26 protein-coding genes are annotated in these 15,906 nt (G+C 45.8%); 3 read left to right on the top strand and 23 right to left on the bottom strand.

Annotation, left to right across the window (positions count from 1 at the left end; translation table 11 throughout):
* Nucleotides 1–2: 2 nt before the first annotated feature.
* The 23 genes from secY to rpmE all read right to left on the bottom strand — a co-directional run bounded on the left by secY (nt 3) and on the right by rpmE (nt 11,201).
* Nucleotides 3–1,337 carry a preprotein translocase subunit SecY gene (gene secY, locus IJ23_RS08255; protein ID WP_005379562.1) on the bottom strand — a complete coding sequence of 445 codons (1,335 nt, stop codon included), beginning with the start codon at nt 1,335–1,337 and terminating at the stop codon, nt 3–5.
* 20 nt (nt 1,338–1,357) lie between these two features.
* The gene (gene rplO, locus IJ23_RS08250; protein ID WP_005383155.1) at nt 1,358–1,792 is read right to left on the bottom strand and encodes a 50S ribosomal protein L15; all 435 of its coding nucleotides are present in this window, start codon (nt 1,790–1,792) and stop codon (nt 1,358–1,360) included.
* Between the two features lie 5 nt (nt 1,793–1,797).
* Nucleotides 1,798–1,974: a 50S ribosomal protein L30 gene (gene rpmD / locus IJ23_RS08245; protein ID WP_005379565.1), complete on the bottom strand. Its 177-nt coding sequence runs from the start codon at nt 1,972–1,974 to the stop codon at nt 1,798–1,800.
* Between the two features lie 7 nt (nt 1,975–1,981).
* A complete protein-coding gene (gene rpsE / locus IJ23_RS08240; RefSeq protein WP_004745894.1) occupies nt 1,982–2,485 on the bottom strand; it encodes a 30S ribosomal protein S5 in 504 nt (167 codons plus the stop codon).
* Nucleotides 2,486–2,499: 14 nt separating this feature from the next.
* Nucleotides 2,500–2,853 carry a 50S ribosomal protein L18 gene (gene rplR, locus IJ23_RS08235; RefSeq protein ID WP_005379568.1) on the bottom strand — a complete coding sequence of 118 codons (354 nt, stop codon included), beginning with the start codon at nt 2,851–2,853 and terminating at the stop codon, nt 2,500–2,502.
* Between the two features lie 9 nt (nt 2,854–2,862).
* Nucleotides 2,863–3,396: a 50S ribosomal protein L6 gene (gene rplF / locus IJ23_RS08230; RefSeq protein ID WP_005379570.1), complete on the bottom strand. Its 534-nt coding sequence runs from the start codon at nt 3,394–3,396 to the stop codon at nt 2,863–2,865.
* 13 nt (nt 3,397–3,409) lie between these two features.
* Nucleotides 3,410–3,802, bottom strand: coding sequence for a 30S ribosomal protein S8 (gene rpsH, locus IJ23_RS08225; protein ID WP_005379572.1), 393 nt, complete (start codon nt 3,800–3,802; stop codon nt 3,410–3,412).
* A 29-nt stretch (nt 3,803–3,831) separates the two neighbouring features.
* Nucleotides 3,832–4,137, bottom strand: coding sequence for a 30S ribosomal protein S14 (gene rpsN / locus IJ23_RS08220; RefSeq protein ID WP_004410442.1), 306 nt, complete (start codon nt 4,135–4,137; stop codon nt 3,832–3,834).
* A 17-nt stretch (nt 4,138–4,154) separates the two neighbouring features.
* Nucleotides 4,155–4,694 carry a 50S ribosomal protein L5 gene (gene rplE, locus IJ23_RS08215; RefSeq protein ID WP_005379573.1) on the bottom strand — a complete coding sequence of 180 codons (540 nt, stop codon included), beginning with the start codon at nt 4,692–4,694 and terminating at the stop codon, nt 4,155–4,157.
* Nucleotides 4,695–4,717: 23 nt separating this feature from the next.
* Nucleotides 4,718–5,035, bottom strand: coding sequence for a 50S ribosomal protein L24 (rplX, locus tag IJ23_RS08210; protein ID WP_005379574.1), 318 nt, complete (start codon nt 5,033–5,035; stop codon nt 4,718–4,720).
* Nucleotides 5,036–5,048: 13 nt separating this feature from the next.
* Entirely contained in the window at nt 5,049–5,420 is a 372-nt protein-coding gene (rplN, locus tag IJ23_RS08205) for a 50S ribosomal protein L14 (protein ID WP_004410450.1), read from the bottom strand.
* 162 nt (nt 5,421–5,582) lie between these two features.
* Nucleotides 5,583–5,837 carry a 30S ribosomal protein S17 gene (gene rpsQ, locus IJ23_RS08200; protein ID WP_005379575.1) on the bottom strand — a complete coding sequence of 85 codons (255 nt, stop codon included), beginning with the start codon at nt 5,835–5,837 and terminating at the stop codon, nt 5,583–5,585.
* Nucleotides 5,837–6,028, bottom strand: a complete 192-nt coding sequence (rpmC, locus tag IJ23_RS08195) for a 50S ribosomal protein L29 (RefSeq protein WP_005379576.1) — start codon at nt 6,026–6,028, stop codon at nt 5,837–5,839. The genes rpsQ and rpmC overlap by 1 nt, the downstream gene beginning before the upstream one ends.
* Nucleotides 6,028–6,438: a 50S ribosomal protein L16 gene (gene rplP, locus IJ23_RS08190; RefSeq protein WP_005379577.1), complete on the bottom strand. Its 411-nt coding sequence runs from the start codon at nt 6,436–6,438 to the stop codon at nt 6,028–6,030. Before rplP ends, rpmC begins: the two co-directional genes overlap by 1 nt.
* An 11-nt stretch (nt 6,439–6,449) precedes the next feature.
* A complete protein-coding gene (rpsC, locus tag IJ23_RS08185; RefSeq protein WP_005383161.1) occupies nt 6,450–7,148 on the bottom strand; it encodes a 30S ribosomal protein S3 in 699 nt (232 codons plus the stop codon).
* 18 nt (nt 7,149–7,166) lie between these two features.
* On the bottom strand, nt 7,167–7,499 hold the full coding sequence (rplV, locus tag IJ23_RS08180; protein ID WP_005383164.1) for a 50S ribosomal protein L22: 333 nt from the start codon (nt 7,497–7,499) through the stop codon (nt 7,167–7,169).
* A gap of 10 nt (nt 7,500–7,509) precedes the next feature.
* Nucleotides 7,510–7,788 (bottom strand): 30S ribosomal protein S19, encoded by a 279-nt coding sequence (rpsS, locus tag IJ23_RS08175; protein WP_004394525.1) that lies wholly within the window; start codon nt 7,786–7,788, stop codon nt 7,510–7,512.
* Between the two features lie 21 nt (nt 7,789–7,809).
* Nucleotides 7,810–8,634, bottom strand: a complete 825-nt coding sequence (gene rplB / locus IJ23_RS08170) for a 50S ribosomal protein L2 (RefSeq protein ID WP_005383168.1) — start codon at nt 8,632–8,634, stop codon at nt 7,810–7,812.
* Between the two features lie 15 nt (nt 8,635–8,649).
* A complete protein-coding gene (rplW, locus tag IJ23_RS08165) occupies nt 8,650–8,952 on the bottom strand; it encodes a 50S ribosomal protein L23 (protein ID WP_004398471.1) in 303 nt (100 codons plus the stop codon).
* Complete coding sequence (gene rplD, locus IJ23_RS08160; protein ID WP_005379556.1) at nt 8,949–9,551, bottom strand: 50S ribosomal protein L4; 603 nt, start codon at nt 9,549–9,551, stop codon at nt 8,949–8,951. Before rplD ends, rplW begins: the two co-directional genes overlap by 4 nt.
* 17 nt (nt 9,552–9,568) lie before the next feature.
* The gene (gene rplC / locus IJ23_RS08155) at nt 9,569–10,198 is read right to left on the bottom strand and encodes a 50S ribosomal protein L3 (RefSeq protein ID WP_005379555.1); all 630 of its coding nucleotides are present in this window, start codon (nt 10,196–10,198) and stop codon (nt 9,569–9,571) included.
* 14 nt (nt 10,199–10,212) lie between these two features.
* Complete coding sequence (gene rpsJ, locus IJ23_RS08150) at nt 10,213–10,524, bottom strand: 30S ribosomal protein S10 (RefSeq protein ID WP_004410492.1); 312 nt, start codon at nt 10,522–10,524, stop codon at nt 10,213–10,215.
* Nucleotides 10,525–10,979: 455 nt separating this feature from the next.
* Complete coding sequence (gene rpmE / locus IJ23_RS08145) at nt 10,980–11,201, bottom strand: 50S ribosomal protein L31 (RefSeq protein ID WP_005379546.1); 222 nt, start codon at nt 11,199–11,201, stop codon at nt 10,980–10,982.
* Between the two features lie 295 nt (nt 11,202–11,496).
* Here rpmE and priA point away from each other — a divergent pair, with 295 nt between their 5' ends.
* The 3 genes from priA (at nt 11,497) to ftsN (ending at nt 15,810) form a co-directional block, all read left to right on the top strand.
* Nucleotides 11,497–13,704: a primosomal protein N' gene (priA, locus tag IJ23_RS08140; protein ID WP_033906001.1), complete on the top strand. Its 2,208-nt coding sequence runs from the start codon at nt 11,497–11,499 to the stop codon at nt 13,702–13,704.
* Nucleotides 13,705–14,007: 303 nt separating this feature from the next.
* Nucleotides 14,008–15,036 carry a DNA-binding transcriptional regulator CytR gene (gene cytR / locus IJ23_RS08135; protein WP_254901949.1) on the top strand — a complete coding sequence of 343 codons (1,029 nt, stop codon included), beginning with the start codon at nt 14,008–14,010 and terminating at the stop codon, nt 15,034–15,036.
* A 225-nt stretch (nt 15,037–15,261) separates the two neighbouring features.
* Entirely contained in the window at nt 15,262–15,810 is a 549-nt protein-coding gene (ftsN, locus tag IJ23_RS08130) for a cell division protein FtsN (protein WP_017820300.1), read from the top strand.
* Nucleotides 15,811–15,906 lie beyond the last annotated feature (96 nt).

Below are 15,906 nucleotides of genomic sequence, written 5' to 3'. Positions count from 1 at the left end.
GATTAACGGCCGTAGCCTTTCAGATTCGCTTTCTTCAACACAGAATCATACTGTTGAGACATCAGATGAGTCTGTACCTGTGCCATAAAGTCCATAATTACAACAACTACGATTAGTAGCGATGTACCGCCGAAGTAGAAACGTACGTTCCACGCGACCATCATGAACTCGGGAATCAGACAGATAAAGGTAATGTACAGTGCACCAGCAAGGGTTAAACGTGTCATTACTTTATCAATGTATTTCGCTGTCTGCTCACCTGGGCGGATACCGGGTACGAATGCACCAGACTTCTTCAAGTTATCTGCTGTTTCACGCGGGTTGAAAACCAACGCCGTGTAGAAGAAACAGAAGAAGATAATTGCTGCTGCATAAAGCATTACATACAACGGTTGACCTGGGCTAAGAGCCAAAGACACGTCAGTTAACCAACCGAACGCGCTGCTCTCACCGTTTTGACCAAACCACTGAGCCAATGTTCCTGGGAACAAGATAATACTTGATGCAAAAATCGCTGGAATTACACCTGCCATGTTAATTTTAAGAGGCAAGTGCGAGCTTTGCGCAGCAAATACTTTACGACCTTGTTGACGTTTCGCATAGTTAACGACGATTCGGCGTTGACCACGTTCCATGAAAACAACGAAGTAAATTACTGCAAAAGCTAATACCGCGATTAGCAACAGAAGAAGTACATGCAATTCACCTTGACGCGCTTGCTCGATTGTTTGACCGATTGCAGAAGGCAATCCAGCAACAATACCTGCAAAAATCAGTATCGAAATACCGTTACCAATTCCGCGCTCTGTAATTTGTTCACCTAACCACATCAAGAACATGGTACCGGTTACTAAACTTACGGTAGCAATTAGCGTAAACATGGTTTGGTTGATAACAACCAGATTGTCGACCATGTTTGGTAGGCCAGTTGCAATACCTATAGCTTGGAAGGTTGCAAGTACAAGCGTGCCGTAGCGTGTATATTGGCTTATCTTACGACGGCCTGCTTCACCCTCTTTTTTGAGTTCAGCTAACGCTGGATGAACTACAGTTAGCAATTGGACAACAATAGATGCCGAAATATACGGCATGATGCCCAATGCTAATATAGATGCACGCTCAAGAGCACCACCGGAGAACATGTTAAACATTTCAACGATGGTACCTTTTTGCTGTTCGAACAAATCGGCAAGTACAGCAGCGTCAATACCAGGAATCGGCACAAAAGAGCCGGCTCGGAATACTAAAAGTGCACCAATTACGAATAACAAGCGCGACTTTAGTTCACTTAAGCCGCTCTGAGCACTACGAAAATCTTGTCCTGGTTTCTTAGCCATCTGTACCTCGTTCCTCGAGATTATTCCTCGATTTTACCGCCTGCAGCTTCGATTGCAGCTTTAGCGCCTTTAGTCACACGTAGACCTTTAACAGTCACTGCTTTGTTGATTTCACCAGAAAGAACAACTTTTACAAATTCGATGTTCTTAGTGATGATGTTAGCAGCTTTAAGACTGTTTAGATCAACTACGTCACCAGAAACTTTCGCTAGCTCAGCTAGACGAACTTCAGCAGACACTAGGCTCTTACGAGAAGTGAAACCGAATTTTGGTAGACGTTGTTTCAGAGGCATCTGACCGCCTTCGAAACCTGGACGAACACTGCCGCCAGAACGTGATTTTTGACCTTTGTGACCACGGCCACCAGTTTTACCTAGGCCTGAACCGATACCACGACCTACTCGCTTCGCAGAAGTTTTCGCGCCAGCAGCCGGTGCTAGAGTATTCAAACGCATTCTGATTACTCCTCAACTTTAACCATGTAGTAAACCTTGTTGATCATACCGCGAATACACGGAGTATCTTCAAGTTCTACTGTGTGGTTGATTTTACGAAGACCTAGACCGCGCAAAGTAGCTTTGTGCTTTGGCAGACGACCAATTGAGCTTTTAGTTTGAGTTACTTTAATAGTTGCCATGGTGTTCTTACTCCGAAATAGATTCAACAGTTAGACCACGTTTAGCAGCAACCATTTCTGGTGACTTCATGCTACCTAGTGCATCGATCGTTGCACGAACGATGTTGATAGGGTTCGTAGAACCGTACGCTTTAGATAGTACGTTGTGTACACCAGCAACTTCTAGTACTGCACGCATCGCACCACCTGCGATAACACCAGTACCTTCTGCAGCAGGCTGCATGTAAACTTTAGAGCCCGAATGGCGACCTTTCACTGGGTGGTGAAGAGTGCCTTCGTTTAGAGCGATCGTAGTCATGTTACGACGCGCTTTTTCCATTGCTTTTTGAATCGCTGCAGGTACTTCACGAGCTTTGCCGTAACCGAAACCTACACGACCGTTACCGTCACCAACTACTGTTAGTGCAGTGAAGCTCATGATTCGACCACCTTTAACCGTTTTAGAAACACGGTTAACTGCGATTAGCTTTTCTTGCAAATCATTCGCTTGAACTTGTTGTTCTTTAGCCATCTTCCAACCCTACCTTAGAATTTCAGACCAGCTTCGCGAGCAGATTCTGCTAGCGCCGCTACTCGACCGTGGTATTGGAAACCAGAACGATCAAATGCAACTGCAGTTACGCCCTTCTCTAGAGCGCGCTCAGCAATAGCTTTACCCACTGCTTTAGCTGCATCAACGTTACCAGTGTATTTCACTTGCTCACGGATCGCTTTTTCTACAGTAGAAGCTGCTGCGATAACCTCAGAGCCGTTAGCCGCGATAACCTGTGCGTACACGTGACGAGGAGTACGGTGTACAACTAGGCGAGTCGCACCCAGTTCTGCAATCTTACGACGTGCACGTGTAGCACGACGGATGCGAGATGCTTTCTTATCCATAGTGTTACCTTACTTCTTCTTAGCTTCTTTAGTACGCACATTTTCATCTGCGTAACGAACACCTTTGCCTTTGTATGGCTCAGGCTCACGGTAAGAACGAATGTCAGCCGCAACTTGACCAACTAGTTGCTTGTCAGCACCAGTGATCACGATTTCAGTTTGGCTTGGACATTCAGCTTTAATACCCGCTGGCAACTCGTGCTCAACTGGGTGTGAGAAGCCTAGTGTTAGACCTACAGCGTTGCCTTTGATAGCAGCACGGTAACCTACACCTTTAAGAGTTAGCTTCTTAGTAAAGCCTTCAGTAACACCAACAACCATGTTGTTAACTAGAGCGCGAGCAGTACCTGCTTGAGCCCATGCGTTAGCAACACCTTCTTTAGGACCGAAAGTCAGGTTATTTTCTTCCTGAGCGATTACAACTGCGTTGTTAAGAACGCGAGTTAGTTCGCCTTTCGCACCTTTTACAGTGATTTCTTGGCCGTTTAGTTTCACCTCTACGCCAGCTGGAATAGCGACAGGTGCTTTTGCAACACGAGACATAGTCTACTCCTTATTAAGCTACGTAAGCGATGATTTCACCACCAAGACCTGCTTTACGTGCAGCGCGGTCTGACATAAGACCCTTGGAAGTAGAAACGATAGCAATACCAAGACCACCCATTACAGAAGGAAGTTCATCTTTCTTCTTGTAAACACGTAGACCTGGACGAGAAACACGTTTAAGTTGCTCGATTACTGGTTTAGCTTGGAAGTACTTAAGTGTAACTTCTAGCTCAGGTTTTGCTTCGCCTTCAACAGCGAAGTCAACGATGTAACCTTCAGCTTTTAGTAGTGCAGCAATTGCAACTTTAAGCTTTGAAGAAGGCATTTTTACAGCAACTTTGTTTGCTGCCTGACCGTTACGAACGCGGGTCAGCATATCCGAAATCGGATCTTGCATGCTCATATGATTTACTCCAAATGATTAAGTGGCAATTACCAGCTAGCCTTACGAAGACCCGGAATCTCGCCTTTCATGCAAGCTTCACGAACCTTAATACGGCTTAGACCGAACTTACGTAGGTAACCGTGTGGACGACCAGTTTGGTTGCAACGGTTGCGCTGACGTGATGCACTTGAATCACGTGGAAGAGATTGCAGTGTAAGAACCGCGTTCCAACGATCTTCTTCAGATGCGTTTACATCGCTGATGATAGCTTTTAGCGCTGCACGCTTTTCAGCGAACTTAGCTACTAGCTTCGCACGTTTTGCTTCACGTGCTTTCATTGAATTTTTAGCCATAACAGTAACCCTTCACCTTACTTACGGAATGGGAAGTTAAAGGCAGCCAGCAGAGCACGGCCTTCCTCATCAGTACCAGCAGACGTCGTAATAGTGATGTCTAGACCGCGTACTCGATCAACTTTATCAAAGTCGATTTCCGGGAAGATGATTTGCTCGCGAACGCCCATGCTGTAGTTACCGCGACCGTCAAAAGACTTAGCGCTAACACCACGGAAGTCACGTACACGTGGAAGAGCGATGTTAATTAAACGCTCAAGAAAATCCCACATACGTTCGCCACGCAAGGTTACTTTACAACCGATAGGGTAGCCTTCACGGATTTTGAAACCTGCAACAGATTTGCGCGCTTTTGTGATAAGTGGCTTTTGACCAGAGATCGTTGCCATATCAGACGCTGCATTTTCTAGCAGTTTCTTATCGTTGATTGCTTCACCAACACCCATGTTTAGGGTGATTTTCTCGATTCTAGGGACTTGCATGACGCTTGTGTAACCGAACTGTTTGGTCAGTTCAGCGACTACAGACGACTTGTAGTAATCATGCAGTTTCGCCATAGTAGAACTCCAAATTACTTCTATTAGTTAGAAACGGTTTCGCCGTTAGACTTGAAGAAACGAACTTTTTTGCCGTCTTCAAAACGGAAACCGATACGGTCAGCTTTACCAGTAGCTGCGTTAAAGATAGCCACGTTAGAAACGTCGATAGCTGCTTCTTGCTCTACGATACCGCCTTGGATACCCATAGCTGGAACAGGTTTCTGATGTTTCTTAACTAGGTTGATACCTTCAACGATAACTTTACCAGTTGCTAGAACCTTAGTTACTTTACCTTTCTTGCCTTTGTCTTTACCAGCAAGAACGATTACTTCGTCATTACGACGGATTTTAGCTGCCATTTCTACGTGCTCCTTACAGAACTTCTGGAGCCAGTGAAACGATCTTCATGAACTTATCGCCACGAAGTTCGCGTGTCACAGGACCAAAGATACGTGTACCGATTGGTTGCTCAGTATTGTCGTTTAGCAATACGCAAGCATTTCGGTCGAAGCGAATGACAGAACCGTCAGGACGACGTACGCCTTTACGGGTGCGCACTACCACCGCCTTCAGAACATCACCTTTTTTAACTTTACCGCGAGGGATTGCTTCCTTCACAGTAACTTTGATGACGTCACCGATATGTGCATAACGGCGGTGAGAGCCACCCAGAACCTTAATACACATTACGCTGCGTGCGCCTGAGTTATCAGCTGCGTCCAGCATACTTTGCATTTGGATCATGTTAGTGCTCCGCTAAATATTAATAACTAGACCCATCACGGGTCGGGCTGCCTCTTTAAAAGGGACGCGAATTGTACCACCCTTTTTTGTGATTGGGTAGTCAAAAAATAAACGGCTCCAAAAATATTTTGGAGCCGCTTTAGTTTCATAGAATTAACGAGATTAAATCTTCGCCTTTTCTAGAACTTTTACCAAAGTCCAAGACTTAGTCTTAGACAGTGGACGACACTCTGCGATTTCAACTGTGTCGCCTAGGCCACACTCGTTGTTCTCGTCATGTGCGTGTACTTTAGTCGTACGTTTTACGTATTTACCGTAGATTGGGTGTTTTACGAAACGTTCGATAGCAACAGTGATAGACTTGTCCATCTTGTCGCTAACAACACGACCTTGTTGAGTACGTTTTACTTCGCTCATTATGCGCCTGCCTTCTCAGTCAAAACAGTTTTCACACGTGCGATATCACGGCGTACAGCTTTCAGAGTATGAGTTTGCTGTAGTTGACCAGTCGCAGCTTGCATGCGCAAGTTGAACTGTTCGCGTAGCAAATTCATTAGCTCAGCGTTAAGCTCTTCAACGCTTTTCTCGCGTAGATCTTGTGCTTTCATCACATCACCTGCTTAGTTACAAATGTAGTTTTGAAAGGCAGTTTACGTGCCGCAAGACGGAACGCTTCACGTGCCAATTCTTCAGGTACACCACCCATTTCGTACATAACCTTACCAGGTTGGATTTGGGCTACCCAGTACTCAACGTTACCTTTACCCTTACCTTGACGAACTTCAAGTGGTTTTTCTGTGATTGGTTTGTCTGGGAACACACGGATCCAGATTTTACCTTGACGCTTAACGTGACGTGTCATTGCACGACGTGCCGCTTCGATTTGACGAGCAGTTAGACGACCACGGCCAACAGCTTTAAGACCGAATTCGCCGAAGCTTACATCAGTACCTTTAGCTAGACCACGGTTACGACCAGTCTGAACCTTACGGAACTTAGTACGTTTAGGTTGTAGCATCTGTCGACTCCTTACTTACGGCCTTTACGCTGCTTCTTAGGCTTGTCGCCTTTAGGCTCTACAGCGTTAGCTGCTGGCATACCACCTAGGATTTCACCTTTGAAGATCCAAGTTTTAATGCCGATCACACCGTATTGAGTGTGAGCCGAAGAAGTTGCGTAATCAATGTCAGCACGTAGAGTGTGTAGAGGCACACGGCCTTCACGGTACCACTCTGAACGTGCGATTTCAGCGCCGCCTAGACGACCGCTTACTTCCACTTTGATACCTTTAGCGCCTAGGCGCATTGCGTTTTGTACTGCGCGCTTCATAGCACGACGGAACATAACACGACGCTCTAGCTGAGACGCGATGCTGTCACCAACAAGTTGCGCATCTAGTTCAGGCTTACGTACTTCAGCGATGTTAATTTGCGCTGGTACACCTGCAATTTTAGCTACAGCTGCGCGTAGCTTCTCAACGTCTTCACCTTTCTTACCGATAACAACGCCTGGACGAGCAGTGTGAATAGTCACACGGATGCTCTTAGCAGGACGCTCGATAACGATACGTGATAGAGACGCTTTTTTCAGTTCACTTGTAAGGAACTGACGTACCTTGAAGTCGCCGTCTAGGTTGTCAGCGAAATCTTTGGTGTTAGCAAACCATGTAGCATTCCAAGGCTTAACGATGCCTAGACGAATACCATTTGGATGTACTTTTTGACCCATTGCTTACTCTCCTAGTCTCTAGCGATCTGCTACAACAACAGTGATGTGGCTTGAACGCTTCAAGATACGATCCGCACGACCTTTAGCACGAGGCATAATACGCTTCATGGTTGGGCCTTCATCTACAAAGATTTTTGCGACATTCAGATCGTCAATATCTGCACCTTCGTTGTGCTCCGCGTTAGCGATAGCAGACTCTAGAACTTTCTTAACTAGTGCAGCAGCTTTTTTGTTGCTGAACGTTAGGATTTCTAGAGCTTGGTCAACAGATTTACCACGGATTAGATCCGCAACTAAGCGAGCTTTCTGAGGCGAAATGCGAGCAAAGTTATGTTTAGCAATTGCTTCCATTATCTACTCCTTAGCGCTTCTTAGCTTTCTTATCCGCAGCGTGACCGCGGTAAGTACGTGTTGGTGCGAATTCACCCAGTTTGTGACCGATCATTTCATCAGTTACAAATACTGGTACGTGCTGACGACCATTATGGACAGCGATGGTCAAACCGATCATCGTAGGGATGATCATTGAACGACGGGACCAAGTCTTAATAGGCTTTTTGTCTCCGCTTTCCACCGCTTTCTCTACCTTCTTCAGCAAGTGTAGGTCAATAAAAGGACCTTTCTTGAGAGAACGTGGCATGGCGATTCCTCTTTATATAGATTACTTGTTACGACGACGTACGATGTACTTGTCAGTGCGTTTGTTCTTACGAGTCTTGAAGCCTTTAGTAGGCATACCCCAAGGAGATACTGGGTGACGACCACCAGAAGTACGGCCTTCACCACCACCATGTGGGTGGTCAATCGGGTTCATTACAACACCACGAACCGTTGGACGGATACCGCGATGACGTGATGCACCTGCTTTACCAAGTTCACGTAGCATGTGCTCAGAGTTACCAACTTCACCGATTGTTGCACGGCCTTCAGAAAGAACTTTGCGCATCTCGCCAGAACGTAGACGGATAGTTACGTACGCACCGTCGCGAGCAACGATTTGAGCGTAAGCACCAGCCGAACGAGCTAGCTGACCACCTTTACCAGGCTTAAGTTCAACGTTATGTACTGTTGAACCTACTGGGATATTACGCATTGGTAGAGTGTTACCAGCTTTGATTGGTGCATCAACACCAGACTGAATAACATCACCAGCGACAACACCTTTAGGTGCTAGGATGTAGCGACGCTCACCGTCTTTGTAAAGAACTAGAGCAATGTTTGCGCTACGGTTTGGATCGTATTCAAGACGCTCAACTGTCGCTGGAATACCATCTTTAGTACGTTTGAAGTCAACTACACGGTAGTGATGCTTGTGACCACCGCCGATGTGACGTACTGTGATACGACCCTTGTTGTTACGACCACCGTTCTTAGAGTTTTTCTCTAGAAGAGGTGCGTATGGCTTGCCCTTGTGTAGGTCAGCGTTAACAACTTTAACAACGTGACGACGACCAGGGGAAGTCGGCTTACATTTAACAATAGCCATTTTTAACTACTCCTGTTATTCCGCGCCGCCAACGAAGTCAAGATCTTGACCTTCTTTCAAAGTAACGTACGCTTTCTTAACGTCGCTGCGGCGACCTTGGCGTAGACCTTGACGTTTGGTCTTACCCTTAGTGATAAGAGTATTTACAGACTTAACTTCAACTTCAAATAGCTTTTCTACAGCTGCTTTGATCTCTTTTTTAGTCGCATCTTTAGCTACTTTGAAAACGATAGTGTTCGCTTTCTCAGCTGCCATAGTTGCTTTTTCAGAGATGTGCGGTGCACGTAGAACTTTTAGGATACGCTCTTCAGTGATCATGCTAGCATTTCCTCTACTTGCTTAACTGCTTCTGCAGTCATTACAACTTTGTCAAACGCGATTAGAGATACTGGATCGATACCAGCAACATCACGTGCGTCAACTTTGTATAGGTTACGAGCAGCTAGGAATAGATTCTCATCTACTTCGCTAGTCACGATTAGAGCGTCAGTTAGCTCAAGCTCTTTAAGCTTAGCAACTAGCTCTTTAGTCTTTGGTGCTTCAACTGAGAAGTTATCAACAACGATTAGACGCTCTTGACGAACAAGCTCAGAAAGAATGCTCTTCATAGCACCACGGTACATTTTTTTGTTTACTTTTTGGCTGTGATCTTGTGGTTTCGCAGCAAAAGTAACACCACCTGTACGCCAGATTGGGCTACGGATTGTACCAGCACGCGCACGGCCAGTACCTTTTTGACGCCATGGCTTAGCGCCACCGCCAGAAACTTCTGAACGTGTTTTTTGAGCACGAGTACCTTGACGAGCACCTGCTGCGTACGCAACAACTACTTGGTGTACAAGAGCTTCGTTAAACTCACGTCCGAAAGTAGTTTCGGAAACAGTTAGTGCATCGGCACCTTTAACCATTAGTTCCATTACTTACTCCTGAGACGTTATGCTTTAACAGCTGGTTTAACGATCACGTTGCCGCCAGTTGCGCCTGGGACTGCACCTTTAATAAGAAGCAGGTTGCGCTCAGCGTCAACACGTACGATCTCTAGGTTTTGAGTCGTTACACGCTCAGCACCCATGTGACCTGCCATTTTCTTGCCTTTAAATACGCGACCTGGAGTCTGACATTGACCGATAGAACCAGGAGCACGGTGAGACAATGAGTTACCGTGAGTCATATCTTGAGTACGGAAGTTCCAACGCTTAACAGCGCCTTGGAAACCTTTACCCTTAGATGTACCAGTAACGTCTACTTTCTTAGTTTCGTTGAATAGTTCAACAGTTAGTTCTGAACCAACTTCGAACTCTTCGCCGTTTTCTAAACGGAATTCCCAAAGACCGCGACCAGCTTCAACGCCAGCTTTAGCAAAGTGACCTGCTTCAGCTTTGTTTACACGGTTAGCTTTCTTAGAACCAGCTGTAACCTGGATTGCTGCGTAGCCGTCAGTTTCAAGAGTTTTCACTTGAGAAACACGGTTAGCTTCAACCTCAACAACTGTTACTGGGATAGAAACGCCTTCTTCAGTAAATACGCGGGTCATGCCCACTTTACGACCGATTAGACCAATCATACTTCTAATCTCCCTTAACCTAGGCTAATTTGAACGTCAACGCCCGCAGCAAGGTCTAGACGCATTAGAGCATCAACAGTCTTGTCTGTTGGCTCAACGATGTCGATTAGACGCTTGTGAGTACGGATTTCGTACTGGTCACGTGCTTTCTTGTTAACGTGTGGAGAGATAAGAACTGTGAAACGCTCTTTACGAGTTGGCAGTGGGATTGGACCACGAACCTGTGCGCCAGTGCGCTTAGCTGTTTCAACGATTTCCGCTGTAGAAGCATCGATTAGTTTGTAATCGAAAGCTTTTAGGCGGATACGGATACGTTGGTTCTGCATGAGACAGAGCTCCAAATTTAATAAATTACACAAACAATATCGCCACTCAAACTCGTCAAGACGAGAGAATGCCGATTGATTTATGTGAAACCGTAGCATCCAAGATTAGGACGCATTGTCAGTTAATTTTCGATTAACTATCCCTATATGCCAAAGTCACCTTTGAGGATAGTTTTTCCGAAGAAAAGATAGCTAATTGTATTAACCGCGAACATAAGCTGAGTATACATTACCTCGCAAATCCTTAGATTTGCTCGCTCCTCACTGCTCATTGGTTCACAACTGGCTTAACCAGTGCGCTGCATTATACAGATCACACTTTAGGTTGCAAGCGCTGAGTGAAAAATAATCGGGAATATTCCAAACCCCATACATCCCTCTTCGCTTGGTAGCCATTAAACAAAAAGGACGCCGAAGCGTCCTTTTCTAAACTGTAATCGTAATAGCGGCTGCTATTATTTCTTACCGCTCGATAGTGCACCGAAACGCTTGTTGAAGCGATCAACACGGCCGCCTGTATCAACGATACGTTGCTTACCAGTGTAGAATGGGTGACACTTGTCACATACGTCTAGGTGGATAGACTCTTTACCTAGAGTAGAGTTGAACTCAAAAGAGTTGCCGCAAGAACAAGTCGCTTTTACTGCTTTGTATTCTGGGTGGATACCAGCTTTCATGGGATAACCTCAATAGTAGGCCGTGTCGCTATACGAATCTAAGCCGCACACCACACGCAATTAATAATAAAATGGGATACCGCATCAACTAATTGCCGAAGCCATATCTCAAGGCGCGATATAGTAAAGAATCACATTGCTCGGATCAACACATTTGGCAACTTTTTCGCCACTTTTTTAGCCAGACTAATCATAGAAGCACGATTCACTCTGAATCATATAGCTTTACTCGAATTTCCATACCGATTTTAATAGACTCTCATTTCCTTTCCCTCTTTTTAATAGCTAAGAATTTATGCGTCCAACCATTGCTAGAGTGGCATTACCCGTTCCGCTCGACAAACAATTTGATTACGCCATTCCGGGGCACCTGTTTCCGATCATTGGTGGACGCGTTTCCGTGCCTTTTGGACGCCAAACCTTAGTCGGCATCGTCACCGCAATGGTGAACCACTCGGACTTTCCCAAAGATCAACTCAAGCCAATCAAAGCAGTTCTTGATTCTCAGCCGGTATGGTCTGAAAAGCTTTATTCGTTGCTGACTTGGTGCAGCCAATTCTACCAGTACCCACTTGGAGATACGCTACACAATGCGATGCCGGCAGCTCTGCGTAAAGGAAAGCCTGCAGATTTTGCGACGACGCTACAAGAGTGGCAAATTACCGAATCCGGTAAAAACAAGCTGATGCAAGGGCTTGATCGTCGAGCGGTCAAACAACAGAAGGTCTTGCAAATGTTGGTTAACGGCGCTTTGCCTCACCAGGAGTTTGTCGACCAAGAGATAGCCTCAACTGTACTAAAGTCTTTAGAAGAGAAAGGCTGGATTGAACGTATCGAGAAGAAGCCTGTAATCACCAAATGGGGGCAGCACGTTGAATGCGACGTCGAGAAGCCAAAGCTCAACCACGAACAAGCACTGGCTATTGCGAGTGTAAATAGCCAAACAGGTTTTGCCTGCTATTTATTAGAAGGCGTCACGGGCTCAGGTAAGACAGAAGTTTACTTAAACCTAATCAAGCCGGTCTTAGAGAAAGGTAAACAAGCCTTGGTTTTAGTACCAGAGATTGGCTTAACACCACAAACCATCAACCGCTTTAAACGCCGTTTTAATGTGCCAGTTGACGTCATCCACTCCGGGTTAAACGAGACGGAGCGTCTGAATGCGTGGCTTTCTGCACGCGACAAAGCGGCCGGAATCATTATCGGCACACGCTCTGCCCTACTCGCGCCTTTTGCTGATCTCGGGATTATCATTGTGGACGAGGAACATGACACCTCTTACAAACAGCAAGATAGCTTGCGTTATCATGCTCGCGATGTTGCTGTAATGCGCGCTCATAAAGAACAAGTTCCGATTGTTCTGGGCTCAGCCACACCTGCACTGGAGACATTACACAATGCCTTGTCAGGCAAGTATCACCATTTAACACTAACCCAACGAGCTGGCTCTGCCGTACCAACCACCAATAAAGTGTTAGATGTAAAAGGTCAGTATTTAGAAAGTGGCTTATCTGCCCAACTGATTGCCGAAATGCGCAAGCATTTAAAAGCGGGCAATCAAGTAATGTTGTTTCTTAACCGTCGAGGCTTTTCGCCCGCTTTGATGTGCCATGAATGCGGTTGGATTGCAGAATGTAAACGCTGTGATGCGTACTATACGTTCCACTATTACAGCAACGAAATACGCTGCCATCACTGCGGCTCACAACAACCGGTGATTCATCAGTGTCAGGGGTGTGGTTCAACTCAATTGGTTACCGTCGGCGTAGGAACGGAACAACTCGAACAACAATTGGCTCAGTTATTTCCAGAATACAACGCCATTCGCATCGACAGAGACAGCACACGTCGCAAAGGTAGTTTGGAAGATGCCCTTGAATCGATTCGTAAAGGTGAACATCAAATTCTGATTGGCACCCAAATGCTGGCTAAGGGGCACCATTTTCCAAATGTAACGCTCGTTGCTCTTTTGGATGTTGATGGCTCTCTCTATAGTAGTGACTTCCGCGCTTCCGAGCGACTAGCGCAGTTGTTTATTCAGGTCGCAGGTCGTGCCGGCCGCGCAAGTAAACCTGGCGAGGTTATCCTACAAACCCACCATCCTGAGCACAGCTTGCTGCAGGCCCTGCTTCAAAAAGACTATCGCCACTTTGCTATGACTGCTCTGGAAGAACGCAAATTGGCTCAGCTTCCGCCTTATAGTTTCTTGACTCTGTTTAAAGCAGAGGCGAACCAAAGTGAGGTAGTTGAAGACTTCCTGCGTCAGGTTCGCTTTACGTTAGAGTCACACCCTCTGTTCGATGATTCCTGCATGGTGTTAGGCCCTACTCCTTCACCTTTGGCCAAGCGGGCTGGTAAATACCGTTGGCAACTATTACTGCAAACTCAGCATCGTTCATTGATGCAAAAGTTATTAACCAGTGCCAAACCTGCTATTGAGTTGTTGCCAAATGCTAAGAAAGTACGCTGGAATTTAGACATAGAACCACAAGATCTCAGCTAGCAAACGTTTAACTATGTAATGAATTACCATTTAATGTGACCAAAATCACACCAAGATTACAATTTTTGTTAAACAGACCGTAACTTTCACTTTAGAAATGAATAGACTATCCAAATTAGAACAGTCTAAAGTGACTTGTTTGCACAGGCTTAGATTAAAACAATGACTATTCCCACAAATTGATATCGCGGTGAAGAATCCATTTTCCCACTCGTTAACACGAACTGAGCGAAGAGCAAATACAGCTCTAACTCGGTTTGATTACTCTGATTTCAAACCGGAATAACGTCATCTTGGCAAAAAATAAATGAGAGGTTAAAAACTATGGCGACAATGAAGGATGTTGCCCAGCTTGCGGGAGTGTCTACGGCTACGGTATCTCGAGCCTTAATGAATCCAGAGAAAGTCTCTTCTTCTACAAGAAAGAGAGTAGAAGATGCCGTACTTGAAGCGGGTTATTCTCCAAACTCATTAGCGCGTAACTTACGTAGAAACGAATCAAAAACCATTGTTACTATCGTTCCCGACATCTGTGATCCTTATTTTTCTGAAATTATTCGCGGTATTGAAGATGCAGCCATGGAACATGGCTATCTAGTCCTGCTGGGCGATAGCGGACAACAGAAGAAACGCGAAAGCTCTTTCGTTAACCTCGTATTTACTAAGCAGGCAGATGGAATGCTACTGCTTGGTACAGATCTACCATTCGATGTCAGTAAGCCAGAGCAAAAGAACTTACCTCCGATGGTAATGGCGTGTGAATTTGCGCCTGAACTCGAGCTTCCGACAGTACATATTGATAACCTGACCTCTGCATTTGAAGCGGTGAATTACCTGACCCAATTAGGTCATAAACGCATTGCTCAAATCTCTGGACCAGATACAGCAATATTGTGTCAGTTCCGCCAGCAAGGCTACCAACAAGCCCTGCGCCGTGCCGGCATCAATAAAGATCCACAATATAGTGTCATTACTGAGTTCTCTTTTGATGGCGGAGCAAAAGCCGTTCGTAAACTGCTCGAATTGCCAGAACCACCAACGGCTATTTTCTGTCACTGTGACACAATGGCCATCGGCGCAATTCAAGAAGCGAAAAAGCTTGGCTTACGAGTACCGCAAGATCTCTCTGTTGTGGGCTTTGATGACATTAACTTCGCTCAGTACTGCGATCCACCGTTGACCACCATCTCTCAACCTCGCTATGAGATTGGTCGACAAGCGATGCTAATGATGCTCGAGATGTTAAAAGGCCACGACGTGCATTCAGGCTCGCGTCTGCTTGAAACTAATCTCGTCATTCGTGGAAGTGCAGCGCCACCACAGCGCCCTTAACCTAAAGATTAGGTATTCATCCCCAAAGCGGTGCTAAGGCGCCGCTTTTTTATTTACCCCTCCTGCTTTTTGTGTATCCCTGAATAAATGTAAGTGAGAACGGAAACACACTCCTACACTCGGGCGTTGTCGCGCTTTAGCTATCAAGATTCTATCAATAGGGTGTTTTCTCAACTCGTTCTGGATTAACATATTTGCAAGAATCCTTGATGACCAGAAATAACCGTGGCAAATAGAGATTATGTAAGACGGGGGCGAGGCGCCCCAAAAAAGTCGACAAAAAAACAGCCGCCGAGAAGAAAAAAACCTTGGCGCAGTGGCCTGCTCGCTATCTTGCTCGTGGGCGGTTTTGGCTATGGTCTTTACCTTTTGAGTAGCGACCCAGAACCTAAACAACCAGTCGTGAAGCAGCCAACAACCACTGTCAGCAAACCAAAGCCGAAAAAAGACTTGCCGCCACCACCAGAAGAAAAATGGGAATATGTTGAGTCACTACCGAAACGTGAAGTTGAAGTTGTGGCTAAAGAAATTGAAGTTTCTAAAATTCCTTACATCATGCAGTGTGGCGCGTACAAAACTCAGGCACAAGCGGAAGAGCGCAAGCTTGCAATCGCGTTCCAAGGGATGTCGAGCAAGATTCGTAAGAAAGAAGGCAGTTCATGGTATCGTGTGGTGCTAGGTCCGTATAAGTTCAAACGTGATGCAGAACGTGACCGTCATAAACTGCAACGCGCGAAAATCGAGCCGTGCGCGATTTGGAAAGAAAATCTTTAAACTCAGGCCCTAGGAGCTAAGATCCTAGGGCCTTTCTTTTTGCCCCCTTGAATCCCCATTTCTCCTCCCCCATATACTGAATTAAATCCAAAGAGA

Origin of the sequence: Vibrio sp. OY15, from assembly GCF_000742455.1 — a bacterium.
Classification (GTDB): Bacteria; Pseudomonadota; Gammaproteobacteria; order Enterobacterales; family Vibrionaceae; genus Vibrio; species Vibrio alginolyticus.
Note: the sequence above shows the minus strand (reverse complement) of the source record. Positions and strands in the feature narration are given on the sequence as shown.